Here is a 20682-nt window from a genome sequence, read left to right on the forward strand (position 1 = left end):
GACGGCCCTGGCCGTCAGGCCGTGGGCCAGACTGAATTCAATGGGAGACGAGTGAAGATGCGCGTTTATTACGATCGCGACGCCGACGTGAACCTGATCAAAGGCAAGAAGGTCGCGATCATCGGCTTTGGCAGCCAGGGCCATGCCCATGCGCTGAACCTTAAGGACAGCGGCGTGCGCGAGATGGCGATCGGCCTGCGCGCCGGTTCCACGGGCGTCGCCAAGGCCGAAGCCGCCGGCTTCAAGGTCATGGACCCGGCCGACGCGGCCAAATGGGCCGATGTCGTGATGGTTCTGACCCCGGACGAGGGCCAGGGCGATCTGTATCGCGAGAAGCTGCACGCCAATATGAAGGAAGGCGCCGCCCTTGCCTTCGCCCATGGCCTGAACGTGCATTTCAACCTGCTCGACCCGCGCGCTGACATCGATGTCTTCATGATCGCGCCGAAGGGCCCCGGCCATACCGTGCGCGGCGAGTATCAGAAGGGCGGCGGCGTTCCCTGCCTCGTGGCCGTGGCGCAGGACAAGTCCGGCAATGCCATGGACATCGCTTTGTCCTATGCCTCCGCCGTTGGTGGCGGCCGCGCCGGCATCATCGAGACGACCTTCAAGGAAGAATGCGAGACCGATCTGTTCGGCGAGCAAGTCGTGCTCTGCGGCGGTCTGGTCGAGCTGATCAAGGCCGGGTTCGAGACGCTGGTGGAAGCCGGCTATGCCCCGGAAATGGCCTATTTCGAGTGCTTGCATGAAGTGAAGCTGATCGTCGACCTCATCTATGAGGGCGGCATCGCCAATATGAACTACTCGATCAGCAACACGGCCGAGTACGGCGAATATGTCACCGGCCCGCGCATCATTACCGCCGAGACCAAGGCCGAGATGAAGCGCGTGCTGGCCGATATCCAGTCCGGCCGCTTCGCGCGCGACTGGATGCTGGAGAACAAGGTCAATCAGTCGAGCTTCAAGGCGACCCGCCGCCGTCTGGCCGAACACCAGATCGAGGAAGTGGGCGAGAAGCTGCGCGGCATGATGCCCTGGATCAGCAAGAACGCCCTGGTCGACAAGACCAAGAACTAAATTCTACGCCCCTTCAAACGGGTTGATACCAACGGCCATCCGCCCTTCCGGGCGGTTGGCCGTTTTCATTTGCCGCCTGATCGTCATTATTCACCGCTCCATCCTGCATTTATGCTGTGGTGCGTCCCATGCCGGGACAGAGACGGGATAGGGTGACAGCGCGATGAGCATTGACGAAGCCGACCACAAGGCCCTGTTGGAGAGCGTCCGCGCCGAATTCATGGACAGCTTCGACGAAGAGCTGGAGATGGAACTTGATGACGGCCGTCTGCATCGGCTGGTCAAGGACGGTGGCGACGAGACCGCAGACGGCGGCATCGACCGTCACTTCTATTTTCACGAGCTGTTCCGCCTGCAGGGCGAGTTGGTGAAGCTGCAGAGCTGGGTCCAGCAGCAAAAGCTGAAAGTCGTCGTGCTGTTCGAGGGGCGTGATTCGGCCGGCAAGGGCGGCGCCATCAAGCGCATCACCCAGCGCCTCAACCCGCGCGTCTGCCGCGTCGCGGCCCTGCCCGCGCCGAATGAGCGCGAGCGGACGCAATGGTATTTCCAGCGCTACGTCTCCCACCTGCCGGCGGCCGGCGAGATCGTGCTGTTCGACCGCAGCTGGTACAACCGCGCCGGCGTCGAGCGCGTCATGGGTTTCTGCACGGACGCCGATGTCGATGCCTTTTTCCGCGACGTTCCGGAATTCGAGCGGATGCTGGTCCGCTCCGGTATCATCCTGATCAAATACTGGTTTTCGATCACCGATGACGAGCAGCATATGCGCTTCCAGATGCGCATCAACGATCCGTTGAAACAGTGGAAGCTGAGCCCGATGGATCTGGAATCCCGCAGCCGCTGGGAACAATATACCAAGGCCAAGGAAGCGATGCTGGAGCATACGCATATCCCCGAGGCGCCCTGGTGGGTGGTGGAAGGCGTGGACAAGAAGCGCGCCCGCCTGAACTGCATCCATCATCTGCTGAGCCAGATCCCCTATGGCGAGGTCGAGCATCAGCCGGTCATTCTGCCCGAGCGCGTCCGCAACCCGGATTACATCCGTGGTCCGGTGCCGTCCGACATGTATGTGCCCGGCATCTACTGACGGGGTAGAAAGTCCCCACCAACGCCCGGACTTTGACTGGCGCGCCACCATACATTCCGATATCGTATTTAAATGGATGGTGGCGCGGCTTTCCTCACGAAGCGTGAAGCATCCGGCCCGCGCCGCTTGTCGGCCGGTGCCGCGGATAGGGTGTCACTTATCCTCATCGCGGCACTTGCCCTGCTGTTCCTCACCCAAATCTGGGCTGGGCTGGCGCTGCGCGGTCTTTTTGCCGATGGCGCTTTCTACGCCGCCCATCTTTGGCTGGCGCGAGGCTTCGTCATCATCGAACCCTCGCGCCTGACGGCGCAAATCCTGGTGCAGGCCCCGGTTGTGCTCGGCATGCGGTTGGGGGCGACAAGGCCGCAGGCCGTGGCTCTGTTGTTCAGCCTGTCCAGCACGCTGATGCCGCTGCTGCTGACAGGAAGCGCTGTCCTGATCCTGCCCCGATCGCAGCGCCACCTCGCCCTCATTCCCTTATTCGTTTTTCTGGCCGGCAGCATGAGTTCTGCCTTTGCCAGCGTCGCTGACGGGCCTTTTGCGGCCGCCTATTGTTGTCTGCTCCTCCTGATGGTTGCGGTCGCCCCCTTGTCCCCGGCCCGATTGGGTCTGATTCTGCTGCTGTCCATCGGCTGTCTCAGACTATATGAGTCGACCGCCTTCCTCGGCCCGCTGCTTGCCTGCGCAAGCTGGCAAAGGGCACGTCAGACGCGTGGGTAAGGGCGGGCGATCTTGATGATCGCGGCACTCCTGTTGATTGCCGGAAGCATCCAGGCGGTCAATGACATCCTGCATCCCCGCGTGCCCACCAATCGCGCCAGTTTTGTGCAGGGCCTGGTCGGTCTGGATTGGCTCTGGATGCCGGACGGCGGCGCCAATATCCCAGCCTTAGCCGGCCTGCTGGCCTTTCTGCTTCTGCCCTTCGGGCTTTTGCCGGCACACCGACGGTTCTGGGCCGGCGTCATGGCGACCGTTCTGTTCGCGGGATTGGCGATTGCGGCCGCGATACTGCCCGCGACCCCGGCCAGCGCTTTTGCCGCGCGCGGCAATGCCTGCCTGATCGCGGCAGTCGTCTTCGCCTGGTTTCTGATCACGCAACACTTGCCGCGAAAGAATAGAGCAATGCCGCGCTACGTCAGCTGGATCGCTGTCCTGCTGACCCTGACCGTCATGATCGGCAATGCGCGGGCGGATCTGGACTGGGCGCGCTATCGCGCTGCTTTGCATGCCGAATTGCGGCGCGCGACCGGGCTCATCCCGTTTCCGCCCAAAACCGAGGTCGCAATCCTGTCGCGCGACACTTGGCCCTGGGCGTCACCGCTGATGAGCGTCTGGTTCGCGCCGCAGCGACAGGTTCGCAGTCTATTGCTCAATCAACCAGGCAGCGGCGTGCAGCCCTTCGACCCAGCATCGCTCGCGCCACATTTGCCCTTGCCGCTGGACGCCGCTCTCGCCGCCGCTTTCCGGCGCTGAGGCGCCGGGCCTTTTACGGATAGACCGGCCGGGGTGGCGGTGGCGGCGGGCGATAGCCCGGAGGCGGGGGCGGCCGATAAGCCGGCGGCGGGGGCCGGTAGGCAACCGGCGGAGGCGGCCGATGGTAATAACCACCCGGCGGCGGATAATAGCAGGCGGACAGACTGGCCATCACACCAAGCCCGGCCAGGATCGCGAGCCAATTGCGCATCTCTCATCTCCGGAATGATCAGGTTTACCTAGGCACGCGCGGAGGCCCGTAAAGGTTTCGGTAACGAGTGAAAGAGCCCGCTCACGCAAAAATGGGCAGGATCGCATCGGGCTGCGTCTGCCATCGCGTCATTTCGTCCGCGATATCCGCGGGCGTGCTGCCACCGAGAATGCCGGTGGTGACGAGGATGGAGCGGCAGCCAAGGGCGGCTGCGCCGGCAATATCGTGTTCCAGACTGTCGCCGACCGCCCAGATCCGGTCAGGCGCAAAATTGCGCCCCAGAATCGCCCGCAATTCCGCGAAAGCAGCCTCGTACAGGGCAGCATGCGGCTTGCCGACCCAGACCACGGAGCCGCCCATCTCAGCATAGATTTCGGCAATCTGGCCGGGTGCGGGCGCCAGGGACCCGTCGCCCAGGACCATCAGACGATCGGGATTGCCGCAGAGGCAAGGAACACCCCGCCGCGCCGGCTCTGCCAACCGGGCGCGATAGGCAGCGAGACCGATACGATCAGCCTCGCTGCCGAGCAGAATGACAAGATCGGCTCGCTGAGGGTCCTCGGTCCGTTCGAGATCGAGCCCCGCCAAGGCGGCCTTATCCTCGCCACGGGAGAGGACGAGCACGCGACGGACGCGCTGCAAGGCCGGCAGGCGTCGGGCCGCCAGCATCTGCCAGACGACCTCGCCCGAGGTCAGAAAGCCGTCATAGCTCTCCGCCGGGAAGCCGAGCTGTGCCAGCCTTGCTTTATTGGGTGCAGCCCGCTTGCCGGAATTCGACAGGATGAGAATGCGCTTACCCGCCGCCCGCGCGCGCAGCATGGCCGCCACAGCGCCGGGATAAGGCCGCTCCCCATCATGGATGGTGCCGAACTGGTCGAGCAGGAAGGCATCGGCGTCAGCGAAAACGGCGTCGAAGGCAGGAAGCAAAGGCGGCTGGATCATGACACCGCTTGTCCGACGACCGAGAAACGGTGGCAAGTCTTCGGCACCGCAGCGTCACGTGAACGTGGCCGAGCCCGATGTTGAACCCGAGACGGTTCACCCTCACCTGCCGACCTTCGAATAACCGATGGAGAGGCAATGATGGTCAGAAAATTATTCCTGGTTCTGCCGGTCGCGGGCGCACTGGTCGGGTTGGCCGGCTGTGCCGACATGGGCACGACGGCAAAGGAACCGGCACCCACCTCCCCGGTTGCTTCGCCCGCCACATCGGCGCCGATCAATCCGGTGACGGGCACCGTTCCGGGGACGAATAGCACCGGCGCCTCCCCCACCGCGCCGGGCGGCGGCGGTGGCAACAGCGGCTAAAAATGCCGTTCAGAATTCGAAGCGCGCGGCGGGATCATTCCGCGCCGCCGCTTCGGATCTGAACGCGTTCAATATCCAGGACAGCACCAAACTGATCGCCAGATTGGCGATCAGCGCATAGAGCGCGGCATAGCCGGGTGCCAAAAAACCACCGGGCAGATGCAGCGGAAAGATCGCCGATTTGAAGGCGGTCGATGCCGCCATCGCCGTGCCGATGACCATGCCGGCCGCCCAGCCCGTCAGCAGCGCGGCCGGTCGCAGGCGAAGCTTTGACAGGCCGAGCATGACCGCCGGCAGGGTTTGAATGATCCAGATTCCGCCGAGCAGCTGAAACTGAATCGCCGTCGTCGCCGGCAGAATGACGATGAAGGCGAGCGCGCCGAGTTTTACGATCAGCGATACCAACTTGGCCATGCCGGATTCCTGGGCGTCCGTGGCATGCGGCTTGATGAAAGCCTTGTAGATGTCGCGCGTGAAGATATTGGCGGTCGCGATGGACATGATCGAGGCCGGCACCAGAGCGCCGATGGCGATGGCCGCGAAAGCGATGCCCGCGAACCAGGACGGAAAGGCTGACAGGATCAGCGCCGGCACCGCGAAATTGCCCTTGTACTGCGCGAAGCCGGCAGCATAGGCTGGGTTCTTCGCGACGCCATAGGCGATCGCCATGAAGCCGAGCAGTGCCAGCAGGCCGAGCACGAGGGAATAGGCCGGCAGCAAGGCGGCATTACGTTTGATCACGCGCCCGCTGCTGGCCGCCAGGATGCCCGTCATGGAATGCGGATACAGAAACAGCGCGAGCGCCGAGCCCAAGGCGAGCGTGGCATAGGCGCCGTAGCTGCCAAGGCTATGCGGCCCCGGCACTGGCAGGGTCAGCTTCGCCGCCGGCACGGCTGCGAAGATCTTGCTCCAACCGCCGAGATGCATCGGGATGACGATCGCGGCGGCAATCACGGTCGCATAGATCAGCAGATCCTTGACCACCGCGATGATCGCTGGCGCCCGCAGACCGCTGGTATAGGTGAAAGCCGCCAGCACCACGAAGGCGATGAAAAGCGGCATATCGGCCCAGATGCCGCTGCCCTGAAGGCCGAGTGCGGCGAGCACCACCTGCATGCCGACCAATTGCAGCGCGATATAGGGCATGGTTGCCAGAATGCCGGTAAGTGCGAGCGCGACCGACAGCGAGCGGCTTTCGAACCGGCCGCGAACGAATTCCGGCGCCGTCAGATAACCGTGGCGTTTGCAGACCCGCCACAGGCGCGGAAAAAAGGCGAACAGGATCGGATAGATGATGATCGTATAGGGCACGGCGAAGAACCCAACCGCACCCGCGCCGAAGACCAGTGCCGGCACGGCCACGAATGTATAGGCCGTATAGAGATCGCCGCCGAGCAGGAACCAGGAAATCCAGGTGCCGAAGCGCCGGCCGCCCAGACCCCATTCATGCAGCGTATCCAGATCGCCACGCCGCCATCGCGCCGCCAGGAAGCCGAGCACGGTGACAAAGACGAAAAGGGCCAGGAAAACCGCGAGTGCGACAGGTTGCAGAGCAAGGGGCGTCATTACGCGTCATCTCCCGCATCGGCCGCTTTTCCCTCAATGAGGAAGACAAAACCGACGATGACCGAGCACAGGATGACCCACAGCATCTGGTACCAGTAGAAGAACGGAAATCCCCACAGGCTGGGGCCAGCGCGGTTGAAACAGCCGACCGCCACCACGGCGAGGATGGGCAGGATCAGAAGGACGCGCCAAAGACTGGCGCGTCGGCGGGCGGGTTGGGGCATGACGTCCTCCGGTTACACCCCGTTTCGGGCGCTGTCCTTCCCTACCAATCCGTCATCTCTCGGGCAATTGCTTGAATACCAAGCGTTACTTGGTTGGCGGCACCCCGGCCGCCGCCAGGGCCGCTGCCTGACGCTCGGCGAGCGCGTCGATATCGAACCCCGCCGTGACCTCCTTATAAAGGTGGCTCCAGTTCAGCTCCGCCTTCAGACGCAGGAAGACGCTGCCCAGGCCCACGGCCGAGCGGTCCATCAACACGAATTCGCGCGGCGGACGTACCCCGCCGATGCTCTTGAGACCCGAATGGACCTCCTCCGCGACGGAGCGACCGAACTGACCGTCCGGCGTGTCCTGAATCCGGCGAACCCGGTCATCCAGCAGTGGCTCATACAGAAAACGAGCCCAACCGTTGAGAACGGAGGCCATTTCCGGCGTGACATCCGCGAAGCCCCAATTGCGATAGGCCTCGGCCGCTCTGCCGTCATCGCCGTCGCGCACGGCTTCGAAGAGATCGATCACGCCCCGCACGAAGCTCGGCGGAAAGACACGGATGGCGCCGAAATCGAGCAGATTGACGCCGCCGTCCGGCCGCATCTGGTAATTGCCGAGATGCGGGTCGCCGTGGATCACGCCGTAGCGGTAGAAAGGCACATACCAGGCCCGGAACAAGGCCTCCGCCACACGATTGCGCGCTTCCAGCGGCGGCTCCGTATCCAGCCAACGCTGCAGGGCACTGCCGTCCAGCCAGGTCATGGTGAGGAGGCGGTCCGTGGTCAGCGCGGCAATCGGCGTCGGCACATGCACGTCCGGAACATTGGCCAGCATCGCCTGATAGAGCCGCATCTGGGCGGCTTCACGCTCATAGTCCAGCTCTTCCCGCAGCCGCTCGGACAATTCCTTGTAGATCTCATCATGCTGGATGGCGTTGTCCATGCGATGATAGATCGCCATGGCGATCTTGAGCTGGCGCAGGTCGGCTTCCACCGTGCTCGGCATATCCGGATATTGCAGCTTGCAGGCGACCGTCTGCCCGTCAGGCAGCACGGCCTTGTGGACCTGTCCCAGACTGGCCGCGGCCGCCGCCTCCTGGCTGAAGCTTTGGAAACGGGATTGCCACTCGGGCCCGAGTTCGCCCGCCATGCGGCGGCGAACGAAGGGCCAGCCCATCGACGGCGCATTCGCCTGCAATTCCGACAGTTCTGCCGCATATTCCGGCGGCAGAGCGTCAGGGATCGTGGTCAAAATCTGCGCCACCTTCATGAGCGGGCCTTTCAGCCCGCCCAGAACCTGACGCAGATCCTCGGCATGGGCGGCGCGGTCCGTCTTGAAGCCAAAGACACGCTCCCCCGCGACCCGGGCGGCGATGCCGCCGACCGCCCCGGAGGTGCGGGCAAAGCGCCGCACGCTGCCGAAAAAACTGGCTTCGTCGCGCCCTTTATCCGCCATGCGTCTTAGGCCCCCTGGCCGGAAGCGGCGGGTGTTCCGGCCGCTTCCAGCTCATCGATAAAGCCGGCCAGCACGTCGAGTCCCCTTGTCCAGAAGGCCGGGTCAGCCGCATTCAGCCCGAAGGGTGCCAGCAATTCCTTGTGCCGCTTGGTGCCGCCGGCCCGCAGCATATCCAGGTATTTTTCCTGAAAGCGCGGATGGCCGGCCGCGAATTCCGCATAAAGCGCATTCACCAGACAATCGCCGAAAGCATAGGCATAGACATAGAAGGGCGAATGAATGAAGTGCGGAATGTAAGCCCAGTAGGCGGCATAATCGGGTGTGAACTCAAATGCCGGACCAAGGCTGGCGGTCTGCACATCCATCCAGATTTCGCCCAGCCGCTCCGGCAGCAATTCGCCGCCGCGACGCTCGGCATGGACCTTCGTCTCGAACTGATAGAAGGCGATCTGGCGTACCACCGTGTTGAGCATGTCCTCAACCTTGGAGGCCAGCATGATGCGGCGGCGGGCGGGATCGGTCTCGGCGTCCAGAATGGCGCGGAAGGTCAGCATCTCACCGAACACACTTGCCGTCTCAGCCAGCGTCAGCGGCGTGCCGGAGCGAAGATAGCCCTGCGCCTCGCCGGCCAGGACCTGATGCACGCCATGGCCGAGTTCATGGGCGAGCGTCATCACGTCGCGCGTGCGGCCGTGGTAGTTCATCAAGATATAAGGATGAGCGGAGGGCACGGTCGGATGCGCGAAGGCGCCGCCGGACTTGCCCGGACGCAGCCCGGCATCGATCCAGGGCCGGTCGAAGAAACGCTGGCCGACTTCGGCCAAGACCGGACTGAAGGCGCCATAGGCCGAGAGAACGCGGCTCTGCGCATCGGCCCAGGTGATTTTCTGGTCGCTGTCCGCCGGCAGGGGCGCATTGCGGTCCCAATGCTGCAACTTGGGCAGCCCCAGCCAATCGGCTTTCAGGCTGTAATAACGGTGCGAGAGGGGGCCGTAATTGGCGGTCACCGCCGAGACCAGCGCGTCGACGACCTCGTCTTCCACCATATTGGAGCGATTGCGGTAGCTCGCCGGCGTCGGATAATGGCGCCAACGGTCGATCGTCTCCTTATCCTTGGCCAAGGTATTGGTGATGAGCGAAAAGAGCCGGATATTCTCGGCAAAGGTCTCGCTGATCCCGCCGGCGGCAGCCTTGCGCGTCTCCCGATCACGGTCGGAGAGCCGGTTCAGCGCATCGCTGACGGTCAGGCTCTCATCCGCGACAGAGACGCGCAGACCGGCCATGGTCTCATCGAACAGGCGGCTCCAGGCGCTGGCGCCCGTCACCTCCTTTTCGTGCAATAGCTGCTCGATGTCGTCGGACAGCTGGTGCGGCTTGAAGATGCGCAGATCATCAAGCCAGGATTTCCACGCGCCCAGCGCAGGCTCCGCCATTTTGGCGGTCAGCGCCTGCTCATCCAGGCAGTTGAGTTCGAGGGTAAAGAAGAGGAGATCGGTCGAGATCTCCGTCACCTTTTCGCTCATCGACTGGTAGAAACGGCTGATCTTGGCGTCCGAGCTGTCGCTGCTGAACAGAAGCTGGGCATAGGACATGATCCGGCCCAGCACCTCCTCGATCGCCTCATATTGCTGCAGCACGCCCGCCAGAGCCACCGCTGAAAGCCCGTCGAGCTTGCCCGCATGGGCAGCCCGAAAAGCAGCGGCGCGGCTTTTGCTCTCCTCCAAATCGCGAAGCAGAGCGGGGCTGTCCACACCATCATAGAGGTCCGCCAGGTCCCAGGCCGGCAGAAGCGGCCCCTGAACCGGAGCACCGCCAGAGGCGGGGCCGTCCGGCATGCAGACCATCTCACGTCGAACCATAGCGATTGATCTCCCGTCTATCCCATAGCAGTCTAGGGCAAGGCTCGGGCGGCTCAAAATCCGATGCCCAGACCTCACCCACCCCGACGCCCCTATGGTCCCGCCCTTTCATTCGGCGGCAAGACGTGTCTCTGCGCCGCTGCCATGCCGGCGGGTCTGTGCGCGCACCAGCCGTCCCATCCGACGCAGGTCGGCGTCATCGAGCTTCATCGCCGCGTCGACCCAGACATCGACGACGTCGATCAGTTCCTCGCGCGTCAGGGCATGGACGCGGTGGCGCGCCTGCAGCACGGCCTGATGGGCGTTGAAGCGACGGTCCAGCCTGGCGAGGTATTCGCGCACCGCGACCTCTCCCTCGCCGTCCTCCACCAGCATATCGACCAGACCCATCTCGTAGAGTTCGGCCGCCGAATAGACCTTGCCGCTCAGGATGATCCGCTCGGCGCGGACCGCATCCAGCCGGCGGGACAGCAAAGAATAGGCGCCCATCCCCGGGAAGAGGTTAAAGAGCACTTCGGGCAGACCAAAGGTCGCGCTGCGTTCGGCGACGATATGGTGGCAGGACAAAGCCGCCTCGAACCCGCCACCCAGAGCCGCACCTTGGACCAGAGCGACGGTCGTCACGCGCTGCCCATAGCCGATGGCATTATGATAGACGACGTCGACGCAAGCATGCGCATAGGCACGAAGCGCCGCTTTGTCTCCGGCGCGGATCTTGGCACCGAAGAGATCGAGATCACCGCCAAGATTGAACGTGCCGGCGACGCGCGATCCCACGACGAAATAGCGAAAGGGTTCGCCAACAGCCGTGGCTAGAGCAATATCATTCTGCATACGACCCAAGTCGCGCAACAATTCCGGCGTATAGCTCGGACGTCCTTCGGGGCGCATATAGCAAAAAAGCGCCTTCGCTGCGGAATCAAGTTCCAGCTGAATGGTGGGATAGTAGCTTGCGGTCAAAGCGGACAAGGCCTCGGCCGCGACGGACGCCGACATTTCAGCAGGCGACGTGACAAGACCGAGTGATGGATTGACAAAGGTCATAGTGAACTCCTGTGAGCGCGCGAGCAGGCCGCGCCGCCCGATCGATCGGGACCATCCCAATTCTCGTCGGACGCTCTATTTTTCACAGGTTTTACGGAAGGAGCAGTAAGTTTCCTGCACTCATGGAAAATTGTTCGACCCGAACGGGCTGCCCGCGCCCGGATCATTCAGGCTGCTTGGAAAAATGACGCTTCCACTATAGGTTTGTGACCGTTTTTGAGATTCGGCTATCCCGGCCGAGACAAGTCGCGTCTATCGAGGATTATATGGCATTTGTCGTCATCGTCGATGATCGCGCTACGAACCGCAGCATCTTTTCGCGGCTCGCCAGCTTTTTGGACGATAACATCGAAGTCGAAGCCTTCGCGACGCCTGACCCGGCGCTGAAGGCGATCAGCAGCAAGATGCCGGACCTTGTCATTACCGACTACAAGATGCCGCAAATGACAGGGGCCGCCTTCACTCAGCAAATCCGATCCCTGCCGAACGGCGTCGATGTCCCCATTATTGTTATCACAGCCTATGATGATCGCGCATTTCGCCTTGAAGCTTTGGAAGCCGGCGCGACCGACTTCGTGCAGACGCCCATCGATCATCAGGAGTTTATTACCCGCGCCCGCAACCTGCTGAAAATCGGATCGCGCCAGAAGCAAATTCGTATTCGGGCCAATGCTTTGGCCGAGGAATTGGCCGGCATAGAACAAGAGCGGCAGGAGTTGCTGCGCAATAGCCGCGATCGGCTGGCGCAAGTGATCGACACCGTGCCGGCCATGGTCAGCGCCTATGATCGACGCGGCGATTGTATTTTTGCCAATGCCGAACACATTACAATTTTTGGGGATGACGACGGCAATCACACCGCCTCGATGCGGTCGCGTCAATTGGACGCGCGGGTTTTTGCAAACGGCCTGCCGCTGCCCGCTTTCGAAGAAGAGATCATCGACCCGACGGGCATCCGACGGGTATTTCTGACCAGCAAAGCGCCGCTCAAATCCGTCGAGAACGATGTCACCGGCGTGTTGACGACGTCGCTGGACATCACCGAACGCAAGCGCGCCGAAGACCATCTGCATTACGTGGCGCATCATGATGCCCTCACGCAATTGCCGAACCGGCATGCCCTGACGCTACGTCTGGAGGAAGCCATCGCCCGGAGCAGCGATCGGCTTGTCTTCGCCTTGCATTTTTTAAATCTCGACCGGTTTAAAAGCGTCAGTCATGCTTTCGGCTATGATAACGGAGACCATTTGCTGAGTGCGGTCGCCAAAAGGATGCAGACCTTCCTCACCAACGGCGAGATTCTGGCAAGGATTGGCGCCGATGAGTTTGGCATTCTGCAAATCGGCCTTGCGGTGGATAATGCATCCGACGTCGCGTTTACCGTTGCTGAATCGATACGAAAAAGCTTTGAGATGCCCTTTCCCATTGCCGGGCAGAGCATTCATACCAGCGTCAGCATCGGCACGGCTCTTTTTCCGCAAGATGGATCCACGCCGAGCGCATTGATGCAGCACGCGGACCTTGCCATGTATCGCGCCAAGTCGCTGGGGCGGAACCGCATCTATCGTTTCGAGCCGACCTTGCAATCCGCTGTGCGGAAATCCGCCCAGCTTGAGATAGACCTTCGGGCGGGGCTGAGGCGCAACGAACTCGTGATGCACTACCAGCCGCAAATCGATGCGCGCAGCCAGCGCATGGTGGGCGTGGAAGCCCTTCTACGCTGGGGCCCGGATGCCCATACGCTGATCTACCCCGATCATTTCCTGCCTGTCGCCGAAGAGGCCGGGCTGATGACCGAAATTAATTTATGGGTTCTCGACGCGGCCTGCCGGCAGGCCGCCGAATGGGAAAAGAAAGGCCTCGCCATTCGCGTTGGCATTAATCTTTCGGCCTCATTGTTCCGCAGCAATGACGTGGCCGAACTGGTCAGGGCCGCCATCGCGCGCTCCGGCGTCTCGCCTCGGCTGATCGATCTTGAGCTGACCGAAACCACCCTGCTGGAAGATCACGAGGCTGCCCGCCGGCAGATTATGACCTTGCAGCAGCAAGGCGTCACGTTCTGCGTCGATGACTTCGGAACCGGCTATGCTTCCTTCGACTATATCGAGCGCCTGCGCGTCGACGGCCTCAAGATCGACCAGGGATTTGTCCATAGCATTCCGTCCCGCCCCGAGGGGATCGCCATCGCCCGTGCCATTATCGGTCTCGGCCGGGGCCTCGGTCTCAGGATCATCGCGGAGGGCGTGGAAACGCCCCAACAAATGGCAGTCCTGCGCGACGAGGGTTGCGACGAACTCCAAGGCTATCTTTTCAGCCGGGCTTTGCCCCCATCCGAGCTTGAGACGTTTTATGCGTCTCATTTTGTTGGCAGGATGGCCGGCTCCGGCTAGTTTGCCTGGTCTCGGCAAGATCGGCCTAAGAAAACCATTCAAGACCGGGCGGGAAGATGCTGTAACGCGCGCCCAGTCTGAGTGCCAGAGCCATGCCCAAACGTTTGAGGCCGAGTTTCAGAAGCAACCGATCCCCTGAGCCGAGCGCAGAATCGGAGCCGAACCACAAGCCGCGCCCTGCGGCCGTGAGCCTTGGCGGTTTGTCGATCCGGGCAAAAATCCGAACGGGTGCCGCCACGATCGGGCGCCGCCTCAGGCAAGGGACCGGAACCGAGCACCAGATCGTCATCAATCGTCTGGTTATCGGTTTTGGCGTCTTCTTCTACCTCGCCGGGGTGCGGCTCAGCGGAAACTCCGGCGAGGACGAAATCGTTCTGCTGAGCAGCGCTTTCTACGCTTTGCTCGGTGTCGTCTTTTTCTGCGATCTCGTGATTCGCGCCTGCCCGTCGCGGGTGAGAATCATCCTGCAGCTGATCGCCGATACCGGCATGCTGTCTTTCGGATTGCATATCGGCGGGCGCGTGACAGCCCCCCTTTACCCGATCTATCTCTGGGCCGTCCTGGGCTATGGCTTTCGGTTCGGCCTGACCTATTTGCGGGCAGCCATGGGCTGCGCCACGGTCGGTTTCGCGGTCTGCATCCTGTCCACAACCTATTGGCGGATGGACCCCTATCTTTCCGGGGGGCTTCTGGCCGGGCTCGTCGCGATCCCGCTTTATGCCGGATCCCTCATCCGCAGCCTGTCGGTCGCCAAATCGCAAGCCGAACAGGCAAGCCAGGCCAAGAGCCAGTTTCTGGCCAGTGTCAGCCATGAACTGCGCACGCCGCTGAATGCCGTCATCGGCATGAGCGACCTGCTATCGGAAACGCGGCTGGATCGTGAACAGCGGGAGATGGTGGGAACGACCGGTGCGGCCGCACGATCCCTGCTCGGCCTGATCGACGGTATCCTCGACTTTTCGCGCATTGAGGCCGGCCAGTTCCCCGGCCAGAATCAAACCTTTGACCTTCCCGAACTTCTCTATGAGATCGAGCGACTGGTCGCGGTTCCGGCAGCCAGCAAGGCGATTGCCCTATCGACCTATATCGACCCGATGACCCCGGCCTGCCTGATCGGCGATCCGCGGCAGATCATGGATATCCTCCGCAATCTGGCGAGCAATGCGGTCAAGTTCACCGAATGCGGCGGGGTGCTGATCGCGGTCGATGTTCTGACCCGCAGCGACGCGGAGATCACTTTGGTCTTCGAGGTCATCGATACCGGCATCGGCATAGCGGCCGAGGCGCAGGGCCGGATTTTCGACAGTTTTGCCCAGGCGGACGCCACTATCCTGGACCGTTTCGGCGGCAGCGGGCTGGGCCTTGCGATCGCGCGCAGCCTCGCCCGGCTGCATGGCGGCGAAATCACCTTGGAGAGCAGGCTTGGTGAGGGCAGTCGTTTTCGCCTGGAATTGCCGCTGGGCATCGCCAATGGTCCAGCGCCGCCCCTGCCCCCACTGCGTCTTGCCTTGCTGAGCGCTGATCCGCAGGCGACGGACGCTCTGTCGCAGCGGTTCAGGACGCAGGGCGTGGAATTGACCGCCATGCATGTGCCCCCCGATGACGAGGCGGCTTTGGCCGCCGTCATGATGCAGACCCAAGGGCTTCATGCGGTGCTGCTGGATACGGCGAGCCTGCCCGGCGTCAGCAGCTTTATCCGGGACATGCGGCCGGAGCTTGCTGACTTTGTGCCACCCGTCATTCTGCTGAATACGGATAGGCCTGTCCCCAGCCAATTTACGCGCGATCTGCGCCGCTTCTGCCTGTCCTACCTGCCACCGGAGCCCAGCGACGCCGAGATCGAGACGGTGCTGCGCGCGGCCGCCGCGCGACTGGACCCCGACACGGCCAAGCCGCTGGCCGGGCGGTCCCAAGGGCGCTCGCTCCATATCCTCATCGCAGACGACAACCGCATCAATCAGTCGGTGGTCGCCAAAATCCTTGAACGCGGCGGCCATAGCTTCAAGATCGTCAGCAATGGCGAACAGGCGCTGGACGCGATGGAGCGGGAGGAGTTTGCCCTGGTTCTGATGGATGTGAACATGCCGGTGATGAACGGGTTGGAGGCGACGAAGCTCTACCGCTTTGCCACGGCGGGAGAACGGCATCTGCCGATCCTGGCGCTCACGGCCGATGCCACACCCGAGATGGCGGCGCGTTGCATCGAGTCGGGCATGGATCTTTGCATCGTCAAGCCGATCGAGGCCGGCCGCCTGTTGGATATCGTCGCCAATTTCAGCGATGCGGCAGGACTGCCAGCGCGCGCCGCCGGCCTTCCCGCCCCCGTCGCCGCCCAGGAACGCCCGGCCCAAACGTTAAGCCCGCGCATGCTGCGAGAGCTTGAGCTGCTGGGCGGCGCTGTCTTTGCGACCGAACTCGCTCATGAATTCATCGCCGATGCGGAAGCGCTGATGCTCTCGCTGCGGGTTGCGGCCCGCGCAGGCGACGGCGTTCTTTTTCAGGCGGAAGCCCATGCCTTGAGCAGTGCCGCCGCCAATATCGGCGCCGAAGCGGTCCACGCGCTCTGCCGCCAGTTCCGTCGGCTGAACCTCGCCGATCAGGCGGAATGTCAGCGCGCGTTATTGAACCTGGCCCAGGAGGTCGACCGGGTCGCGGAGGCCTTGCGGGCGAAATACGACGCTCCCAAAGTCTGACCACACGCCGCGATCTCAGATCTTCACCCGGCCAAGGTCATGGCATCGCAGCTAGAGCAGATCACAGTCAGATGACATCATCTGACTGTGTGAAGATGCTCGCAAAAACAATAATCTAGAGCGGTATCTGTGAGCATAAGCGAGCAGGAAACGCTCTAGACAGCAGGTCCAAAACGCCGCCTAACATCTTGGTGATAGAGGAAAATATGTTTGCGGTTGAAAGCACGCCGGTTCGGCCGCACACCGGGCGGCCAGGGAAGCTCTGACGGATGGTGACAGAAAAGCTACAGCGGGAAATCCAGGAGAAAATGCGGACCCCGCCGGGTCGCGTGCTCCGTGCGACGACGCTTGCCATGGTTTCCGACTATATGTCCCTGAACGCGGCCGGCTGCGCCTTCTATGCGACGCTTGCCTTGTTTCCGGCCATGACCATGCTGATTTCCATCTATGGCATGGTCTTCGACCCCGTAACGGTGGAACCGCAGCTTGCCTATCTGCGGCAGATCATGCCGAGCGCCGCCTATCAGCTGCTGTCCGACCGGGTGCATGAACTGGTCAGCAACCACAGCGGGACGCTGACCATCAGCCTCGCCGTCAGCCTCATGATCGCCTTCTGGTCGGCTGCATCCGGCACCAAATCCCTGATCTGGGCGCTGAATTTCGCCTATCGCCGGAAAGAGACGCGGAGCGTCCTACAGTTCCAGGCGCTCGCGATGATGATGACCTTCGGCGCCATCCTGGCCGCCGTGCTTGGCATCGGCGTACTGGTCGGCCTGCCCACGGCATTTTCCGCGCTCGGCCTGTCCCGCTATACGGCGCAGCTGGCGCATCTATCGGGCATTGCCGGGCTATTCGCCTTCGTCCTCGGCATGCTGTCACTCTTCTACAAGATCGGGCCGGCACCGCATCCGGATGGGGTCGGGCCCGTGTTGCCCGGCGCATTGACCGCCGCCATTCTCTGGCTGCTGGTCTCAGGCATCTTCTCCTTTTACGTCAGCAATATCGCGAGCTACAGCGCCGCCTACGGCGCGCTGGGGGCGGCCGTCGGTGTCATGATGTGGTTCTGGGTGAGCGCCTATGCCGTGCTGTTCGGTGCCGAGCTGAACGCCCAGATCGACCGTGTGCGCAAACCGAACCGCCCCCGTGACGGCGGCTTGCGCACCCCTGCCGCGCACGAGCTTTTTGCGCCGGAAAACATCAGCCCCCCCGCGGACGAGGGCGCGGCGCCAGCCTCAATCGGCCGCGGCACCGATCCGCGCGACTGAGACAGGCTTAGCCGAACGGCTTTTCCTGCCCGGTTGCGCACGGGGTGCGACCTTGCCCGGACGCGGGCGCCCCAGACTGACCGGCACGACACGCGGCGCCAAGGATGGGCATTCCGCCAGGCGCAGCTTGTGGTCCGCCCCATAGAGTTCCAGCAGCGGGCTGTAATAAGGGTCGCCGCCGGTCAACAAACCCTGCCAATCCCGCCGAAAATTGGAATCATCCTGCGGATGTTTCAACTGCGCCTTGGCGATGCGGGTCACCGATTCGTGGTGAAAGAGCAAGGTCCGGCCGTCATAGATGAGTTTGTAGCCGGCTTGGCCGATGCGGAGGCAAAGATCGGTGTCGTTGAAGCCGACGGCATAGGCCTCATTGAAGCCGCCGATCTCGTCGAAGACCGACCGGCGCATCATCATGCAGGCAGCCGTCACGGCCGAGAAATCCCGCACGGCGGTCAGGGAGGCATTATAGCCGAGATTGCGGCTGCCATCCTGGTTCCAGACGGGTTCGAACCGCAGCGCATGATCGGCCAGACCATTGATGCCGACGATGACACCGGCATGCTGCATGCGCTTGTCGCTATACATCAACGCAGTACCCGTCGCCCCGATATCGGGACGGGCTGCCAGCGACCGCATCCGCTCAAACCACCCGGCCTCTACCGCCTCGATGTCATTGTTCATGAAAAGAACGAAAGGCTCGTTCTGACCATGCGTGCGAATGGCGAGATTATTCATCCGCGCATAGTTGAACTTGCCCTGATACGGCATGACGGTGTGACGCTTCGCCAGCTGCGCCAGATATTTCTTGGATTGCGCTTCCCGCGATTCATGGTCGATGACGACAAGCCTGTATTCGCTGGCCGGCACCGTCGCCTCGATCGACGAGATGCATTGGCGCAGCACGTCGATCCCATCCTTGGTGGGGATGACAATGAGCACGCGCCCGCCAGGGTCAGGCCAGGCGATCTCGAACTGGTTAAATTCATCCGCGGGCCTGGCCAAGGCCCCCGTTTTCAACCGATCGAGATGGCGCTGGATAGCGGCGGTCGTCGCCGCCATCACCTGGCCCTGCTTCTCGTGCCCTGTGCTAGTGGCGTGCGTTCGCCAGCGATAGAGCACCCGCGGAATATGCGCGACGCGCTGACTTTCTTCGATGACACGCAGGATAAAATCGACATCGGCGGAAATAGCCAAGCTTGCGTCGAACCCGCCGATCCGTTGAGCAATCTCCGTCCGCACCGCGATCATATGCACGAGATAAGGATGGGACAAATAATAGTCATGAGAGAAGGCGGGTCTTGCCCGCACGTCCAACACGACGGAACTATCCTCGGCCGTCAAAGCCTCGTCGCTATAGATGAAATCGGCGCCGGTCTTGCGCGCGGCGGTTATGAGATGATGGACGGCATCCGGTTCCAACACATCATCATGATCCATCAGCGCGACATAGGGATAGCGCGCGGCCTGGATGCCGCGCGTCGTGGCGCCCGCGATCCCCTCGTTGCGCGGCGCGCGAAGAACGCGAATGCGCGGCTCGGTCTGCGCGAACCAGGCCAGCATGGCCGCGACATGCGGTTCCGTCGATGCATCATCAACACAGATGAGTTCCCAGGCGCCACACCATTGTTGACAGACGGACCGCAGCGCCTCCGTCAACCAATCCCGCCTTGTATTGTAGACCGGCATGATCAGCGAAATACCTGTGCCGTCCGCCTGTCGGTTCATCCGCTGACGCAGGCGCCCCAATACGCGCGGCGGAATGCCCCGATCCGGCGTCAGGTAGGTCAGGATATTGGGATTGATCCTGGGCTGCCTTGGACCGCCGTTCAGAATGACGCCACTATCCTTGATGCGCACCGTGATATCGCGGCCGAACAAGGTATGGAGCGGCTCCTCCAGAACAATCCTGTAGCCACAACGATCCGTGTAATAGCCGGCTTCCAGGACATCGCGGCGCAACCCGTTGGCAAGCGCGGTGCCGATCACCCGACCTTCGCATAACGCCTCCACGGTACAGGGCTTACCCGGCTTGCTGAGATCGATCACCCAACCGCAGGCCTGATTGCCGTCGATATTGTCGAAGATGCCGCGAATGGTCTCGGCCGCCTGAACAACTTGCGGGCTGTGCACAAGGTGGGTTTTGGTACCAGCCAAGACGACAGAGACAATGTCGCCACGCACAAGCTTGCCGAGAATCGCCTTCTCGACGGTGAAGGCGCTGGAAAACTTCCCTTTGTGCGATTTCAGGTCCGGTCGCGATTCCCGCGCAAGGATGGTCGCGACCAGACGGTCGCCGACCAGAATATCGAGGCTGACCGGATGCTTTGGCCTTGCCAGGTCTATCGCCCAGCCGCGTATCTGATCCCCCGCGGCCTGGTCGACATAGCCGACGAAACCGACAGCCTCGGCTGACACCGGAACGGGCTCGGCCATGCGGCGCCCGCCGACATAAAGCGTCAGTGGGTTTGCTTGATCATTAGGCAACAGCCGAAGCAGCGGCAATGATGCCGCATAGCGCGTGCGGCTGCTTTCGCTGCGTTTGGCCGCTTCCAGCATGCCGCCCGCGACGGCCATGCCATGATCATCGACCAGAATAACGGCCAGTGCCGTGACGGGACGCCCGGCCATGCTCACGGTCATGAGACATTCCCCGCGCCCGATCTCCGCCCGTTCGATCGACGGCGACAATATCTGCTCAAGCGACAAGGGCGCCGCGAGCACGCTTCTGTTTGTAGCCTGATCAACCAAGTCAATCGCAAGCGGCAAAAGACGGGGCGGAAGCGTGAAATGCAGCTCGGCCGATGGGCGACTGACCGATATCTGCGTCACGGCCTTGCCGTCCAGAAGCACAGTCAGAACGCCGGGGCCGAACAGGTCAGGCCCTTTTTTCTGCAGTTGAACGGTCTGGCGATCGATGGTGATCGTGACCGAGCCGGATTGCGGCAGCGGCCCGCTTACACGAGTGGAACGAGACGGTCCTGTCTTCTGCACCATTGTGTCGCCCCTGCTCTCCCTCCCTGTATCGCTGGTCGGGCGGTCGC

The 20682-nt window shown here is 62.4% G+C and carries 16 protein-coding genes; 8 read left to right on the forward strand and 8 right to left on the reverse strand.

What is annotated here, in order from left to right; genetic code table 11:
- Positions 1–57 precede the first annotated feature (57 nt).
- From ilvC to ACELLULO517_RS08850, 4 genes are all read left to right on the forward strand, one after another.
- Positions 58–1077, forward strand: a complete 1020-nt coding sequence (gene ilvC / locus ACELLULO517_RS08835; RefSeq protein ID WP_227306973.1) for a ketol-acid reductoisomerase — start codon at positions 58–60, stop codon at positions 1075–1077.
- A 163-nt stretch (positions 1078–1240) separates the two neighbouring features.
- On the forward strand, positions 1241–2164 hold the full coding sequence (ppk2, locus tag ACELLULO517_RS08840; RefSeq protein ID WP_227306974.1) for a polyphosphate kinase 2: 924 nt from the start codon (positions 1241–1243) through the stop codon (positions 2162–2164).
- A 150-nt stretch (positions 2165–2314) separates the two neighbouring features.
- Positions 2315–2884: a hypothetical protein gene (locus tag ACELLULO517_RS08845; protein ID WP_227306975.1), complete on the forward strand. Its 570-nt coding sequence runs from the start codon at positions 2315–2317 to the stop codon at positions 2882–2884.
- Between the two features lie 15 nt (positions 2885–2899).
- Positions 2900–3637, forward strand: coding sequence for a hypothetical protein (locus tag ACELLULO517_RS08850; protein WP_227306977.1), 738 nt, complete (start codon positions 2900–2902; stop codon positions 3635–3637).
- 13 nt (positions 3638–3650) lie between these two features.
- Here the strand turns inward: ACELLULO517_RS08850 and ACELLULO517_RS08855 are convergent, their stop codons facing one another.
- Complete coding sequence (locus tag ACELLULO517_RS08855) at positions 3651–3848, reverse strand: hypothetical protein (protein WP_227306978.1); 198 nt, start codon at positions 3846–3848, stop codon at positions 3651–3653.
- 81 nt (positions 3849–3929) lie between these two features.
- Complete coding sequence (locus tag ACELLULO517_RS08860; protein WP_227306979.1) at positions 3930–4790, reverse strand: TIGR01459 family HAD-type hydrolase; 861 nt, start codon at positions 4788–4790, stop codon at positions 3930–3932.
- 141 nt (positions 4791–4931) lie between these two features.
- Here ACELLULO517_RS08860 and ACELLULO517_RS08865 point away from each other — a divergent pair, with 141 nt between their 5' ends.
- On the forward strand, positions 4932–5156 hold the full coding sequence (locus tag ACELLULO517_RS08865) for a hypothetical protein (RefSeq protein ID WP_227306980.1): 225 nt from the start codon (positions 4932–4934) through the stop codon (positions 5154–5156).
- A gap of 9 nt (positions 5157–5165) precedes the next feature.
- Here the strand turns inward: ACELLULO517_RS08865 and mctP are convergent, their stop codons facing one another.
- The 5 genes from mctP to ACELLULO517_RS08890 form a co-directional block, all read right to left on the reverse strand.
- Entirely contained in the window at positions 5166–6722 is a 1557-nt protein-coding gene (mctP, locus tag ACELLULO517_RS08870; RefSeq protein ID WP_227306981.1) for a monocarboxylate uptake permease MctP, read from the reverse strand.
- A complete protein-coding gene (locus ACELLULO517_RS08875) occupies positions 6722–6946 on the reverse strand; it encodes a DUF3311 domain-containing protein (RefSeq protein WP_227306982.1) in 225 nt (74 codons plus the stop codon). The genes mctP and ACELLULO517_RS08875 overlap by 1 nt, the downstream gene beginning before the upstream one ends.
- A gap of 85 nt (positions 6947–7031) precedes the next feature.
- The gene (locus ACELLULO517_RS08880) at positions 7032–8390 is read right to left on the reverse strand and encodes an ABC1 kinase family protein (protein WP_227306983.1); all 1359 of its coding nucleotides are present in this window, start codon (positions 8388–8390) and stop codon (positions 7032–7034) included.
- Between the two features lie 5 nt (positions 8391–8395).
- Positions 8396–10249: a M3 family oligoendopeptidase gene (locus ACELLULO517_RS08885; RefSeq protein WP_406566251.1), complete on the reverse strand. Its 1854-nt coding sequence runs from the start codon at positions 10247–10249 to the stop codon at positions 8396–8398.
- 108 nt (positions 10250–10357) lie between these two features.
- A complete protein-coding gene (locus tag ACELLULO517_RS08890) occupies positions 10358–11293 on the reverse strand; it encodes a crotonase/enoyl-CoA hydratase family protein (RefSeq protein WP_227306984.1) in 936 nt (311 codons plus the stop codon).
- 266 nt (positions 11294–11559) lie between these two features.
- Between ACELLULO517_RS08890 and ACELLULO517_RS08895 the strand changes: the two genes are divergently transcribed.
- The 3 genes from ACELLULO517_RS08895 (at position 11560) to ACELLULO517_RS08905 (ending at position 17641) form a co-directional block, all read left to right on the forward strand.
- A complete protein-coding gene (locus ACELLULO517_RS08895) occupies positions 11560–13683 on the forward strand; it encodes a GGDEF/EAL domain-containing response regulator (RefSeq protein WP_227306985.1) in 2124 nt (707 codons plus the stop codon).
- A gap of 200 nt (positions 13684–13883) precedes the next feature.
- A complete protein-coding gene (locus ACELLULO517_RS08900) occupies positions 13884–16376 on the forward strand; it encodes a sensor histidine kinase (protein WP_227306986.1) in 2493 nt (830 codons plus the stop codon).
- A 308-nt stretch (positions 16377–16684) separates the two neighbouring features.
- Positions 16685–17641, forward strand: a complete 957-nt coding sequence (locus ACELLULO517_RS08905) for a YihY/virulence factor BrkB family protein (protein WP_227306988.1) — start codon at positions 16685–16687, stop codon at positions 17639–17641.
- Here ACELLULO517_RS08905 and ACELLULO517_RS08910 read toward each other — a convergent pair.
- On the reverse strand, positions 17609–20635 hold the full coding sequence (locus ACELLULO517_RS08910) for a glycosyltransferase family 2 protein (RefSeq protein WP_227306989.1): 3027 nt from the start codon (positions 20633–20635) through the stop codon (positions 17609–17611). The genes ACELLULO517_RS08905 and ACELLULO517_RS08910 overlap by 33 nt on opposite strands.
- Positions 20636–20682 lie beyond the last annotated feature (47 nt).

This window comes from Acidisoma cellulosilyticum, from assembly GCF_020621385.1.
GTDB classification, from domain to species: domain Bacteria; phylum Pseudomonadota; class Alphaproteobacteria; order Acetobacterales; family Acetobacteraceae; genus Acidisoma; species Acidisoma cellulosilyticum.

Bases quoted from the DNA above. Each gene is read 5' to 3' on its own strand.
- ACELLULO517_RS08865 (WP_227306980.1), top strand. From the start codon at position 4,932: ATGGTCAGAAAATTATTCCTGGTTCTGCCGGTCGCGGGCGCACTGGTC.
- ACELLULO517_RS08895 (WP_227306985.1), top strand. From the start codon at position 11,560: ATGGCATTTGTCGTCATCGTCGATGATCGCGCTACGAACCGCAGCATC.
- ACELLULO517_RS08890 (WP_227306984.1), bottom strand. From the start codon at position 11,293: ATGACCTTTGTCAATCCATCACTCGGTCTTGTCACGTCGCCTGCTGAA.
- ACELLULO517_RS08860 (WP_227306979.1), bottom strand. From the start codon at position 4,790: ATGATCCAGCCGCCTTTGCTTCCTGCCTTCGACGCCGTTTTCGCTGAC.
- ACELLULO517_RS08880 (WP_227306983.1), bottom strand. From the start codon at position 8,390: ATGGCGGATAAAGGGCGCGACGAAGCCAGTTTTTTCGGCAGCGTGCGG.
- ACELLULO517_RS08905 (WP_227306988.1), top strand. From the start codon at position 16,685: ATGCGGACCCCGCCGGGTCGCGTGCTCCGTGCGACGACGCTTGCCATG.
- ilvC (WP_227306973.1), top strand. From the start codon at position 58: ATGCGCGTTTATTACGATCGCGACGCCGACGTGAACCTGATCAAAGGC.
- ACELLULO517_RS08850 (WP_227306977.1), top strand. From the start codon at position 2,900: ATGATCGCGGCACTCCTGTTGATTGCCGGAAGCATCCAGGCGGTCAAT.
- ppk2 (WP_227306974.1), top strand. From the start codon at position 1,241: ATGAGCATTGACGAAGCCGACCACAAGGCCCTGTTGGAGAGCGTCCGC.
- ACELLULO517_RS08910 (WP_227306989.1), bottom strand. From the start codon at position 20,635: ATGGTGCAGAAGACAGGACCGTCTCGTTCCACTCGTGTAAGCGGGCCG.
- ACELLULO517_RS08875 (WP_227306982.1), bottom strand. From the start codon at position 6,946: ATGCCCCAACCCGCCCGCCGACGCGCCAGTCTTTGGCGCGTCCTTCTG.
- ACELLULO517_RS08855 (WP_227306978.1), bottom strand. From the start codon at position 3,848: ATGCGCAATTGGCTCGCGATCCTGGCCGGGCTTGGTGTGATGGCCAGT.
- mctP (WP_227306981.1), bottom strand. From the start codon at position 6,722: ATGACGCCCCTTGCTCTGCAACCTGTCGCACTCGCGGTTTTCCTGGCC.
- ACELLULO517_RS08885 (WP_406566251.1), bottom strand. From the start codon at position 10,249: ATGGTTCGACGTGAGATGGTCTGCATGCCGGACGGCCCCGCCTCTGGC.